General features: G+C 62.7%; 14 protein-coding genes. 9 read left to right on the forward strand and 5 right to left on the reverse strand.

The window, feature by feature from the left end; all coding sequences use genetic code 11:
• Positions 1-8 precede the first annotated feature (8 nt).
• Positions 9-1,019 carry an inorganic phosphate transporter gene (locus C8C93_RS01430; RefSeq protein ID WP_055403058.1) on the forward strand — a complete coding sequence of 337 codons (1,011 nt, stop codon included), beginning with the start codon at positions 9-11 and terminating at the stop codon, positions 1,017-1,019.
• Positions 1,020-1,132: 113 nt separating this feature from the next.
• Here C8C93_RS01430 and C8C93_RS01435 read toward each other — a convergent pair whose 3' ends face one another.
• Positions 1,133-1,579 (reverse strand): TM2 domain-containing protein, encoded by a 447-nt coding sequence (locus tag C8C93_RS01435; protein WP_121505671.1) that lies wholly within the window; start codon positions 1,577-1,579, stop codon positions 1,133-1,135.
• A gap of 106 nt (positions 1,580-1,685) precedes the next feature.
• Complete coding sequence (locus tag C8C93_RS01440) at positions 1,686-2,207, reverse strand: GNAT family N-acetyltransferase (protein ID WP_055403054.1); 522 nt, start codon at positions 2,205-2,207, stop codon at positions 1,686-1,688.
• A gap of 147 nt (positions 2,208-2,354) precedes the next feature.
• Here C8C93_RS01440 and rpsP point away from each other — a divergent pair, with 147 nt between their 5' ends.
• From rpsP to C8C93_RS01470, 6 genes are all read left to right on the forward strand, one after another.
• Positions 2,355-2,606 (forward strand): 30S ribosomal protein S16, encoded by a 252-nt coding sequence (gene rpsP, locus C8C93_RS01445; protein ID WP_008904984.1) that lies wholly within the window; start codon positions 2,355-2,357, stop codon positions 2,604-2,606.
• Positions 2,607-2,681: 75 nt separating this feature from the next.
• Entirely contained in the window at positions 2,682-3,251 is a 570-nt protein-coding gene (gene rimM / locus C8C93_RS01450) for a ribosome maturation factor RimM (protein ID WP_055403096.1), read from the forward strand.
• A gap of 29 nt (positions 3,252-3,280) precedes the next feature.
• Positions 3,281-4,039, forward strand: a complete 759-nt coding sequence (gene trmD, locus C8C93_RS01455) for a tRNA (guanosine(37)-N1)-methyltransferase TrmD (RefSeq protein WP_121505672.1) — start codon at positions 3,281-3,283, stop codon at positions 4,037-4,039.
• A 128-nt stretch (positions 4,040-4,167) separates the two neighbouring features.
• Positions 4,168-4,557: a 50S ribosomal protein L19 gene (gene rplS, locus C8C93_RS01460; protein ID WP_055403050.1), complete on the forward strand. Its 390-nt coding sequence runs from the start codon at positions 4,168-4,170 to the stop codon at positions 4,555-4,557.
• An 83-nt stretch (positions 4,558-4,640) separates the two neighbouring features.
• Positions 4,641-5,360: a CoA pyrophosphatase gene (locus tag C8C93_RS01465; RefSeq protein WP_121505673.1), complete on the forward strand. Its 720-nt coding sequence runs from the start codon at positions 4,641-4,643 to the stop codon at positions 5,358-5,360.
• Positions 5,361-5,416: 56 nt separating this feature from the next.
• Entirely contained in the window at positions 5,417-6,403 is a 987-nt protein-coding gene (locus C8C93_RS01470; protein WP_055403047.1) for a CobD/CbiB family protein, read from the forward strand.
• 123 nt (positions 6,404-6,526) lie between these two features.
• On the opposite strand, the gene rsgA is transcribed toward C8C93_RS01470, so the two are convergent.
• From rsgA to C8C93_RS01485, 3 genes are read right to left on the reverse strand one after another with little or no spacing between them, the layout of a single operon-like run.
• On the reverse strand, positions 6,527-7,471 hold the full coding sequence (gene rsgA / locus C8C93_RS01475; protein WP_055403045.1) for a ribosome small subunit-dependent GTPase A: 945 nt from the start codon (positions 7,469-7,471) through the stop codon (positions 6,527-6,529).
• 29 nt (positions 7,472-7,500) lie between these two features.
• Entirely contained in the window at positions 7,501-7,836 is a 336-nt protein-coding gene (locus tag C8C93_RS01480) for a 4a-hydroxytetrahydrobiopterin dehydratase (protein ID WP_121505674.1), read from the reverse strand.
• The gene (locus tag C8C93_RS01485; protein WP_121508615.1) at positions 7,833-9,140 is read right to left on the reverse strand and encodes a M48 family metallopeptidase; all 1,308 of its coding nucleotides are present in this window, start codon (positions 9,138-9,140) and stop codon (positions 7,833-7,835) included. The genes C8C93_RS01480 and C8C93_RS01485 overlap by 4 nt, the downstream gene beginning before the upstream one ends.
• A 37-nt stretch (positions 9,141-9,177) precedes the next feature.
• Between C8C93_RS01485 and orn the strand changes: the two genes are divergently transcribed.
• Both orn and C8C93_RS01495 read left to right on the forward strand, forming a co-directional pair.
• Positions 9,178-9,756 carry an oligoribonuclease gene (gene orn / locus C8C93_RS01490; RefSeq protein ID WP_008904975.1) on the forward strand — a complete coding sequence of 193 codons (579 nt, stop codon included), beginning with the start codon at positions 9,178-9,180 and terminating at the stop codon, positions 9,754-9,756.
• A 310-nt stretch (positions 9,757-10,066) separates the two neighbouring features.
• On the forward strand, positions 10,067-11,938 hold the full coding sequence (locus C8C93_RS01495; protein WP_121505675.1) for a DEAD/DEAH box helicase: 1,872 nt from the start codon (positions 10,067-10,069) through the stop codon (positions 11,936-11,938).
• Positions 11,939-12,008: the final 70 nt, after the last annotated feature.

The raw sequence follows: 12,008 nt of genomic DNA on the forward strand, positions 1-12,008 counted from the left end.
TGACCAGTATGGAAACCGTACAAACGGCCCTCTGGGTTGTGGTTCTGCTCGTGGCACTGGCGATCCTGTTCGATTTCATGAACGGGTTCCATGACGCTGCCAATTCGATTGCCACGGTGGTGTCCACCGGCGTGCTCAAGCCCGCACAGGCGGTGCTGTTCGCCGCGTTCTTCAACTTTGTAGCGATCTTTGTCTTCCACCTGAGCGTGGCCGCCACGGTGGGCAAGGGCATCGTTCAGCCCGGCATCGTGGACACCCATGTGGTGTTCGGTGCCTTGGTGGGCGCCATCACCTGGAACGTCATCACCTGGTACTACGGCATCCCCAGCAGCTCATCGCATGCGCTCATCGGCGGCATCGTGGGGGCGGTGATCGCCAAGGCGGGTGCCAGCGCGCTGATCTCCACCGGCATCCTCAAGACCGTGGCGTTCATCTTCGTTTCGCCCTTGCTCGGCTTCCTGCTGGGCTCTCTCATGATGGTGGCTGTGGCGCACATCTTTCGGCGAACGCGGCCAAGCCGGGTGGACAAATGGTTCCGGCGCCTGCAGCTCGTGTCCGCAGGGGCCTACAGCCTGGGCCACGGCGGCAACGATGCGCAAAAGACCATCGGCATCATCTGGCTGCTGCTGATTGCCACAGGGTATTCGTCGGCAAGCGATGCTTCGCCGCCCACCTGGACGATTGTCAGCTGCTACGTGGCTATCGGCCTTGGAACCATGTTCGGCGGCTGGCGCATCGTGAAAACCATGGGCCAGAAGATCACCAAGCTCAAGCCCGTCGGCGGCTTCTGTGCCGAGACGGGCGGGGCGCTGACCCTGTTCCTGGCAACAACGCTGGGTATTCCGGTGTCCACTACCCACACCATCACAGGCGCCATCGTGGGCGTGGGCTCCACGCAGCGCGCCAGCGCAGTGCGCTGGGGCGTGGCAGGCAATATCGTCTGGGCGTGGATCTTGACCATCCCCGCCAGTGCGTTTGTGGCTGCCGTGGCGTACTGGATCAGTCTGCAGATATTCTGAATGCCCTGACTCCTGATTTGCTATTGAATGTATAGCTAATCAGACAATATGGAAAAGCGCTAACGCCCCATTTGAATGTGAATTTAATGGGGCGTCCGCTTGGTGGGTGTCGGTCACTGCGAGATCTTGCGAGCTTCCTCGATCTGGTACTCGAAGTACCGTTGGAAGCTGAACGCGAGGCTGGCCATCAGCACCGCCGTGCCCACCAACAGCGAGACCACGATGGCGCCGATGGTGATCCATTGGGTCCTGCCCGCCGGGGCGTCGGGTGCGGCCGTGGGGTTGTAGCGCGCGTTCCACGCCTCGGGCGTCTTGAGTGCAAACAGGATGGCTTGCAAGGCGCAGCCCGCAATCGTGAAGCCCAGCAAAGGAATCAGCATCCAGCTGGTGTGGTCGTCCTGGCCGAGCTGCTGCACGCGCTGGATGCCGTAGATACCGAGGGCCGTCGGTATCGGGAGCAGCCAGCCCAGCATGTCGGTGATCCCGTGCAGGTAAAAGCGGTGAAGGCCCAGCGGCCCGCCCACGAAGGCAAGCCATGTCGCCAAAGTTTTGTTTTTCATGGGGCATTATTCATCGTCGGGCCGCCCCAAGATGAACAAGTGGTCTCCAAGGGGGCCGCTTCGGAGGGCTGCGCTCTGTGCTGCGGGGCGAGCATGGGGGCCGTTTTCATTCGGGCGATGTGGTGTCGCCCGCGCCCAGGGTTTTCTCCATGAGCACGATGTCGCGCCAAGCGCCGAACTTCCATCCCACCGAACGCATGACACCCACGTCGGTGAAGCCCAGCGCCCGGTGCACACCGATCGAGCCCGCGTTGGCCGAGTCGCCAATCACGGCCAGCAGCTTGCGTACCCCAGCTGCTTCGGCCTGGGCCGCCAGCTCGGTCAGCAGCTTGCGGCCCAGGCCCATGCCGCGGGCGCTGTCGGCCACGTAGATCGAGTCCTCGGCAGAGAACCGGTAGGCTGGACGGGGCTTGAACCAGTTGGCATAGGCATAGCCCAGCACCTGGCCGTCCTTTTCGGCCACCAGCCAGGGCAGGCCTCGGGCCAGCACGTCGGCACGGCGGCCTGCCATGTCGGCTTCAGATGGTGGATCGATCTCGAAGGTGCCTGTGCCGTGAAGCACATGGTGTTGGTAAATGGCCGTGATGGCGGGAATATCGCTGTCGGTGCTGGAACGAATTTTGGGCATGGAAGAGGGAAATGGATATAATCGCGGGCTTTGCAGCGTGTCGCTGGCCGGGTGGCCATGTCGCGTGTCTCAAGCGTTGCGAATATGGTTGCGAACACAGTGGCTCAAGGCAAATGTTGCCGGAGTTCACCACCCGAAGGATAAATCATGGTCGTCATTCGACTCTCCCGCGGCGGCTCCAAGGGCCGTCCGTTCTTCAACATCGTCGTTGCTGACAAGCGCGTGCGCCGTGATGGCCGCTTCATCGAGCGCATCGGCTTCTACAACCCCACCGCCAAGGAATCTGAAGAAGGCCTGCGCATCGTGCAAGACCGTCTGACGTACTGGAAGAGCGTGGGCGCCCAGTCCTCGCCTACCGTGGACCGCCTGATCAAGCAAGCCGCCAAGAAGGCTGCTTAAAGCTCCCTGAAAAGGGCGGGTTTCGTCGGCATGCCTGGCGAAACCCGCCCTTTTCCTATTCTGGAATCCCCCGCCATGGCCACCAACCTGACCCTCGAACCCGCAGAGCTGCCCACAGACGCCGTTGAAGTGGGGCGCATTGCCGATGCCTGGGGTGTCAAGGGCTGGTTCAAGGTGCTGTCGCACAGCAGCAGCCCTGAGGCGCTGTTTTCATCCAAACGCTGGTACCTGCAGCCTTCCGAACGCGGCGCCAAGACCTTTGCGGGCACCGTGTTGTTGTCCATCCGCCAGGCCAAGGACCATTCGGACACCGTGGTTGCCTGGGCGCAGGGCATTGATGACCGCGATGCCGCCGAAGCCTTGCGCGGCGCGCGCATCTTTGTGCCGCGCTCCAGCTTTCCGTCCACCACGGAGGGCGAGTACTACTGGATCGATCTGATCGGTCTTGCGGTCGTCAACCGCGAAGGTGTGGCGCTGGGGCAGGTGCAGGAATTGATGTCCACCGGTCCGCAGACGGTGCTGGTGTTGACTTATGAGCAGGACGGCAAGGCACAGGAGCGGATGATCCCTTTTGTCTCGGCCTTCATTGACAACGTGGACCTGGCCGAAAAGCGCATCACGGTGGACTGGCAGCCGGACTACTGATCGGAACTCCCGCCCTGGCGCCGCCCACCATGCGCTTTGACATCATCACCCTGTTCCCCGAGCTGTTTGCGCCGTTCCTGGCCAGCGGCGTGACCCGCCGCGCGTATGCCGGCGGCCAGGTCGATGTACGCCTGTGGAACCCGCGCGACTATGCCGATGGCAACTACCGCCGTGTCGATGACCGGCCCTTTGGCGGCGGGCCGGGCATGGTGATGATGGCTGAGCCCCTCGCCCGGTGTCTTGCAGCTATCCGGGTGGAGCGTGGTGAGGCCGAGAGTAGTGAGGCGCCGCTGGTCCTTTTTTCGCCCATTGGCGAAACGCTGAACCATGCTGCCGTAGAGCGCTGGTCTGCAAGTACGGGTGCAATCCTGCTGTGCGGGCGCTATGAAGGCATTGACCAGCGCTTCATCGATACCCATGTCGATCTGCAGATGAGTCTGGGCGACTTTGTGCTGTCGGGTGGCGAAATCGCTGCCATAGCCCTGCTGGACGCTGTGGCGCGCTTGCAGCCCGGTGTGCTCAATGATGAGGGCAGCCACCAGCTCGACAGCTTCAACCCGGCGCTCGACGGCCTGCTCGATTGCCCGCACTACACGCGCCCTGAAGAATGGGCTGGGCAGCAGGTGCCTGCCGCGCTGATGTCTGGCCACCATGCGCAGATCGAGCGCTGGCGGCGCGACCAGCGCCTGGCCACCACGGCCCGGCACAGGCCCGATCTCATCGAGGCGGCGCGCAAAGCAGGGCATCTGGCCGCTGCGGATGAAGCAGTATTGGCCAAGCTCAGCTGAATTGCTATAATCAAAGGCTTTTCGATCCTCTGGCCGGCCGTTTTGACAGGGAGTTCTCCCGCAAAACACTGAGACGTCAATCCCGACGCAGCCATTTTTGGCGCGGACAAGATCGTTGGATATCAAACATGAACCTGATTCAGACCCTGGAAGCGGAAGAAATCGCCCGCTTGAACAAGACCATCCCCGAATTCGCCCCTGGTGACACCGTCATCGTGAGCGTGAATGTGGTGGAAGGTACCCGTAAGCGCGTGCAGGCCTACGAAGGTGTGGTGATTGCCAAGCGCAATCGCGGCCTGAACAGCGGCTTCACCGTGCGCAAGATCTCCAGCGGCGAAGGCGTGGAGCGTACGTTCCAGACCTACAGCCCCCTGATCGCCAGCATTGAAGTCAAGCGCCGTGGTGATGTGCGCCGTGCCAAGCTGTACTACCTGCGTGACCGCAGCGGCAAGTCGGCACGTATCAAGGAAAAGCTGCCTTCGCGTGTCAACAAGGCTGCAGCCGCCACCGCCGCATAAGGCGCAGGCTCGACCTCACAAGCCGCTACAGCGTCTGCCTGTAGCGGCTTTTTGTTTTTTGGCTTGTTCACCTCCCCCTTCTTGTGGACCCTTCTTCCAGTCTTGCTGTCTCGTTGGTGATCGCTCCTTTGTCGAGCCTGCCCGACTTTGACCCCCGCCTTGTTCCGGTGGTGGGGGTGGATGCGCACCTGCCTGCGGTGCCGGTTCAGGCGCAGACCGCTGAAGCGCTGCGGGCGCGTTTTGCGCACCCGCCGCAGTGGGAGCCTGAGGTGCTGCTGGAAAAGAAGTTCATGAACCGCGAGCCCGCCCGTGCGTCGGTGCTGATTGCCATCGTGCTGCGCGAACAGCCCATGGTGCTGTTGACCGAACGCACGGCCCACCTCTCCACCCATTCGGGGCAGGTGGCCTTCCCCGGTGGGCGGGCAGACGCGGGAGATGCAACGCCTGCCGACACGGCCTTGCGCGAGGCGCAGGAAGAGGTGGGGCTTGCTCGGGATTTTGTCGAAGTGCTCGGCACGTTGCCAATCTATGTCACCGGCTCATCGTTCATCATCACGCCCGTGGTGGCGCTGGTGCAGCCGGACTGCGTGCTCCAACCCAATCCGTATGAAGTGGCCGACCTTTTCGAGGTGCCGCTCGATTTTCTGCTCAATCCCGCCAACCACCGGCGCCATGTGTTCGACCGGGATGGCGTACACCGGGAGTGGTTCTCGATGCCCTACCAGGACGGCGGCAAGAACCATTACATCTGGGGTGCGACAGCAGGCATGCTGCGCAACTTCTACCGTTTCATGCAGGCGTAAACCGGGCCCGCGTGCGATAGGGTGCATCGGGGCAAAGCACCAGTATCATTGCCCCCATGAGTTTCTTCGCCATCCTGTTCGCTCTGCTGATCGAGCAGGCCCGCCCGCTGGCACGCAGCAATCCCATTCATGCGGGTCTGCGAGCGTGGGCGCTGTCCGTGAGCCGCAATTTTGATGCGGGCAAGCCGCACCACGGCTGGGTGGCCTGGAGCCTTGCGGTGCTGGTTCCCGCCCTGGTGACCCTGGCCATTCACTGGCTATTGCTTTGGGGGCTGGGGTGGCCCTTTGCGGTGCTGTGGAGTGTGGCAGTGCTGTACATCACGCTCGGGTTTCGGCAGTTCAGCCACCACTTCACGGGCATCCGCGACGCGTTGGAGGAGGGCGATGAAGATGCTGCCCGCGAGCGCCTGGCCCACTGGCAGCAGGTGGATGTAGGGGCGCTACCGCGCAGCGAGATCGTGCGCCATGTAATCGAGTATTCAGTGTTGGCGGCCCACCGGCATGTGTTCGGCGTGTTGGCATGGTTCTCCGTGCTGGCTGCCCTGGGCCTGGGGCCGACCGGGGCTGTTCTGTACCGGTTGGCTGAGTTTGTATCGCGCTATTGGCATTACAAGCAGCGCACGGGCGCCCAGCCTGCCAGCGCCTCCCTGCAGCAGGCCTCTGCGCAGGCGTGGACCGCCATCGACTGGCTTCCGGCCCGGCTCACCGCACTGAGCTTTGCGGTGGTGGGCAGCTTTGAAGAGGCGATCGAGGGCTGGCGGTTTCACGCACAGCGTTTCCCCAATGACAACGACGGCGTGGTGCTGGCCGCCACGGCAGGTGCCATCAATGTACGCCTCGGGGGCGAGGCACTGAAGGCGCGCACTGAATTGCACGCGCCACAGGGCCTGGAGATCGACGCTGACATGGGTGACAGCGATTCCACCCCCGGCCGCGAGCCCGAGGTGGGCCACCTGCGCAGCGTTGTGGGGTTGGTGTGGCGCTCGGTGGTGGTGTGGATGCTGCTGCTGGCGTTGCTCACGCTAGCGCGTTTGCTGGGGTAGCTGGCAAGCCCCCTGAACTGCAGTGCGGCTGCCCTCGGAGGAGGGGGCGCACCCTCACCCATGCAAGCCAGTTTCACGGGTGCGCTGGTTTCCGCCGCGCCAGGAGTGAAGGCCGCGCCCGGCTCAGTACCGGGTGTGGCGCAGTTCTTCAAATAGATCGCTATAGATTTTATAGCGTGTTGCGCTTATGCCGCCTGCGCTGGGGCCCAGTTTGACTGCATCCAGCACGCCACAGCCCGGCTCGTGCAGGTGCGTGCAGTTGTAGAACTTGCAGGCTGTCGCATGTGCTGCAATGTCGGGCATGCAGGCTGCCAGTTGCATGGGGGCAATGTGGTGCAGCCCAAACTCCTGAAAACCTGGTGAATCGATGAGCGCGGTGGTACGGGCCTTGTCCATCCAGTACCAGTGCGTGCTGGTGGTGGTGTGTTTGCCCGAGTTCAGCGCCTGCGAGATTTCACCGGTGAGCACGGAAGCGCCTGGCACCAGCAGATTGATGAGGGTGCTCTTGCCGGACCCTGAGGGCCCCAGCACCAGCGTGGTCTTGCCCTGAAGGTGCTCCATCAGCAGCGCGCGGTCCACGTCGCTGGAGAGCGCCAGCGACAGCGGCAGCACGCCATAGTGCTTGCCGGCGCCCATGTGCCGGTAGGGCAGCAAGCGCTCCCAGGCGCGGGCGAAAGGTTCGACCAGATCGCTCTTGTTGAGTGCAATGATGGGCTTGATGCCCTCGGCCTCGGCGGCAATCAGGGCGCGGGCTAGCTGGCTTTCCGAAAACACCGGCTCTGCCGCGATCAGGATGAGCACCTGGTCGAGGTTGGCGGCAAACGACTTGGTGCGGATCTCGTCCTGTCGGTAAAAGAGGTTGCGCCGTTCCTTGACCTTTTCGATGGTGCCCTCTTCGCCCTGGCCGGGCGGGGGCGCCTGCCACAGCACATGGTCGCCCACCACTGCCTGGCTCTTTTTGCCGCGTGGGTGGCAGATGCGGCGTTCGCCGTCGGGCGTCTCCACCATGCAGTGGCGCCCATGGCTGGCGACCACGGTGCCGTCCATGAGCGCGCTGCGTTCAGCCATGGGAGCCTGTGGTGCGCAAGGTCATGGGGTCAGGCCACCAGGGCATCGAACTGCGTTGCGCACTCGAAATCCGTGGATGAAATGCCATGCACGTCGTGCGTGTTCAGGCGCACCACGCAGCGGCTGTAGTGCACCGACAGATCGGGGTGGTGATCCTGGGCATTGGCAATGAAGGCCAAGGCGTTCACGAACGAGATGGTCTCGTAGTAGTTGGCGAAATGGTAGGTCTTCTCAATGGCGACGTCAGCGCCATCGCCCGTCAGGCTCCAGCCTTCGAGTTTGGCCAGGTTTGCTACAACTTCGGTAGCTGTCAACGCACGACGGGTAAGCGTTGACCAGTCTTTTTTCTTCAACATGGTAGTCATGGATGGGAGGGGTTGCGCATGCGCGCCAGCCGCTCGGTGGCGGGTGGGTGCGAGTAGTAGAACTTCACGTACACCGGGTCGGGTGTGAGCGTGGAGGCATTATCTTCGTAGAGCTTGAGCAGGGCGGAGGACAGGTCGGCGCCGCTGGCCTGGGCGACGGCGTAGGCGTCTGCCTGGAATTCGTGGCGGCGCGAAAGTTGCGAGAACAGCGGCGAGATGAAAAACGTGAAGACTGGCACCACAAGCATGAAAAGCAGCAGGGCCAATGCGTCATTGGGGGCTGCGGCCAGGGTGGGGTCCAACGAGATACTCGGCCGCACGCCCAGCCCGGTGTAGAACCACACCTGGTTGGAGAGCCAGCCCAGCAGTGCAAAGCCTGCCAGGCTCAATGCGAACATGGTCACGATACGCTGGATGATGTGGCGGTGCTTGAAATGCCCCAGCTCATGGGCCAGCACCGCCTCGACCTCGCCCGGGGCCAGCTGGCGCAAGAGGGTGTCGTAAAACACCACGCGCTTTGCTGCGCCAAAGCCCGTGAAGTAGGCGTTGGCATGCGCGCTGCGGCGGCTGCCGTCCATCACGAACAGCCCTTTGGCCGAGAAGCCGCAGCGCTGCATGAGGGCAGTGACACGGGCCTTGAGCGATTCATCTTCGAGGGGCTGGAACTTGTTGAACAGCGGGGCGATGAAGGTGGGATACACCACCATCAGCAGCAGATTGAAACCCATCCAGAAGCACCAGGCCCATAGCCACCACAGCGGACCGGTCGCCGCCATGATCCAAAGGATCAGCGCGGCGATGGGCAGGCCGATGAGTGCGCCGACCAGCAGGCCCTTGAGCGCATCGGCAACCCACAGGCGCCAGGTCATCTTGTTGAAACCAAAGCGCTCTTCCACGACGAAGGTCTGGTACAGCGACAGCGGCAGGTCGATCAGGCCGCTGATGGCGGCGAAGGCGGTCAGCAGCGCCAACTGCTGCCACATCCCGCCGCCCAGGGCGCTGAGCAGGGCCTGATTCAGCACATCCAGTCCACCCAGCAGTGTCCAGCCCAGCAGCACGGCCGCACCCAGTGCCATTTCCAGCAAGCCCAGGCGCGCCTTGGTGATCGCGTAATCCGCGGCCTTCTGGTGCGCCGCCAGCGCGATGCGTTCGGCAAATGGTGCGGGAACGTCGCTGCGGTGTCGCGCCACATGCCGGATCTGGCGCGTAGCCAGCCAGAACTTGAGCACAAGGCCCAGTGTGAGAGCTGCGGCAAACGCAAGCGTCAGCGCCAGGGCGGGAGAGAAGGCGTCGGAAGTGGGCATGAGCGGCGAGTTTAGGCCATCGGCGACAATGCGCGCCATGTCAGAAGCCAACAACCCCACCCCTCACGCACTTGCCAAATCCGACCAGAACCTGGTCTGGCTCGATTGCGAAATGACAGGCCTGGAGCCCGATACCGACCGCCTTCTTGAAATCGCCGTCATCGTGACGGGACCGAGCCTGGAGCCGCGCATCGAGGGGCCAGTTTTTGCGATCCACCAGTCCGATGAACTGCTGGGCAAGATGGATGCCTGGAACAAGGGCACCCACGGCCGCAGCGGCCTCATCGACAAGGTGAAGGCCTCGACCGTGACGGAGGAGGAGGCAGAGCAGCAGATCATTGCCTTCCTGAGCAAGTACGTTCCCAAAGGGACTGCGCCTATGTGCGGCAACAGCATCGGCCAGGACCGGCGCTTTCTGGTGCGCTATATGCCCAAGCTGGAGCGATTCTTCCATTACCGCAACGTGGACGTGAGCACCCTTAAGGAATTGGCCAAGCGCTGGAAGCCCGAGGCCTACACCAGCTTCAAGAAAGCGCAGAAGCACACGGCCCTGGCAGACGTGCATGAGTCCATTGACGAACTGGCGCACTACCGCAAGCACCTGCTTTCGGTGTGACGGATTCCGGGGAGGGCGGCTGAAGACCTTGTGGGTTTGTATCGCAAGAACTGAGAGGGGCTTGCGGGAAAATACCTATCCATGCCATAATCAGCGGCTGCGCAGGAATCCATTCCTCGCAGATTGTGCATCTCCCCTCACACACCGGGCTTGCCAGCCGACTGTTTTCAACGCAGTGCAGGACTAGCGAACAACGCCCACCAGCATCCGCCCAGAGCAATGCAGGTTTCGTTTGATGGTTGATGTTTTTTAACCATTGACGAAGCCACTCGCAGGCTACGCTTGCGATCGTCTTCGTGAGAGAAAAATCATGACCGACACCTCTTTGGTGCAGGGCGAATTCGCGCCTGCCGACACTTCCTTTGCTGCCGACATTTCCGTGCAGTCTTCCCCTCTGGACGCCGTGGTGGCAGCTGCCACCGAGGCCGACGTTGCCGTGACCGCTGAACCCAACGGCTTTATCGAACTGGGCCTGGCCCCTGAACTCGTGCAAGCCGTAGCTGACCTGGGCTACACCCAGCCCACCAGTGTGCAGCTCAAGGCCATTCCCTTGGCAATGGGCGGTGGCAACGACTCCACCAAGTTCATCGACTTGATGGTTTCCAGCCAGACCGGCAGCGGCAAGACTGCCGCCTTCCTGCTGCCCGTGCTGCACACGCTGATCAACCAGCAGGCTGCTGCCGAAGCCGAAGAACGCGCTGCTTTCGAGCGCGCTGTGGCCGAAGCTGCCGCCCGTGGTGAACCTGCCCCCAAGCGCGCCAAGCGCAAGGACCCCACCAGCTCGCGCAATTTCAAGGCCGCCACCCCTGGTGCCCTGATTCTGTGCCCCACGCGTGAACTGGCGCAGCAAGTCGCGCACGATGCTATCGACCTGGTCAAGCACTGCCGTGGCCTGCGTGTCGCTAACGTGGTGGGTGGCATGCCTTACCAATTGCAGATCGCCAAGCTGCAAAACGCCGACCTAGTGGTGGCCACCCCTGGCCGCTTGCTGGACCTGCAGCGCTCGATGCAGATCAAGCTCGACAAGGTGCAGTTCCTGGTCGTTGACGAAGCCGACCGCATGCTCGACCTGGGTTTCTCGGACGATCTGGCCGAACTGAACCAGCTGACCGCCCAGCGCAAGCAGACCATGATGTTCAGCGCTACCTTCGCGCCCCGCATCCAGCAGTTGGCCATGCGCGTGATGCACGACGGAGGTTCGTCTGTGCAGAAGGTCACCATTGACTCTCCGCAAGAGAAGCATGCCAACATCAAGCAAATGCTGTACTGGGCCGACAACGCCCAGCACAAGCGCAAGATGCTGGACCACTGGCTGCGTGACACCACGATCAACCAAGCCATCGTTTTTGCCAGCACCCAGGTGGAGTGCGATGGCCTGGCCAACGACCTGCAGCAAGAAGGCTTTTCGGCCGTTGCATTGCACGGTGCCCTGAGCCAGGGTTTGCGCAATCGCCGTTTGATGGCATTGCGCGCTGGCCAGGTGCAGATTCTGGTGGCTACCGATGTGGCAGCACGTGGCATCGATGTGCCCACAATCACCCATGTGTTCAACTTCGGCCTGCCCATGAAGGCCGAGGACTACACCCACCGCATTGGCCGTACTGGCCGTGCGGGCCGCGATGGCCTGGCCATCACGTTTGCCGAGTTCCGCGATCGCCGCAAGATCTACGACATTGAGTCGTACAGCCGCCAGCAGTTCAAGGCCGAAGTGATTCCCGGCATGGAGCCCTCGCAGCGCGCGCCGCAGGCACCTCGCGGTGGCGATTTTGGTGGTGGCCGTGGCGCCCCGGGCCGTTCGTACGACAACCGTGACAACCAGTCGCGTGGCCGCTTCGGTGGTCCTGCACGTGGTGGCAATGACCGTGGTGGTTTCGGTGGTGGCTTTGGCGGTGGTTTCGCTGGCCGTGACAACCGTGGTGCTCCTGCACGTGGTGAAGGCGCTGGCGGTTTTGCGGGTCGTGATGACCGTAGTTTTGCGCCGCGTCGTGATGGTGAAGGCTATGGCCGCAAACCTGGTTTTGGTGACGCAGGCCGTGGCAACTTTGCGCCCCGTGGTGATGCAGGTGCACCGCGTGGTGATTTCGCTCCCCGCAAGCCAGCGTTTGCCAAGCCAGCTGGTGGTGGCGGCAAGCCGTTCGTGGCACACGATGCCCGCAAGCGCCCTGCGCGCCCCGCGCGCTGATCGCTGACAGGTCTGTGGCGCTAGCGCCACCCCTGTTGCAAAGGCCGGTACCGCAAGGTGCTGGCCTTTT

Origin of the sequence: Acidovorax sp. 93, from assembly GCF_003633835.1 — a bacterium.
In the GTDB taxonomy this organism is placed as follows: Bacteria; Pseudomonadota; Gammaproteobacteria; order Burkholderiales; family Burkholderiaceae_C; genus Acidovorax; species Acidovorax facilis.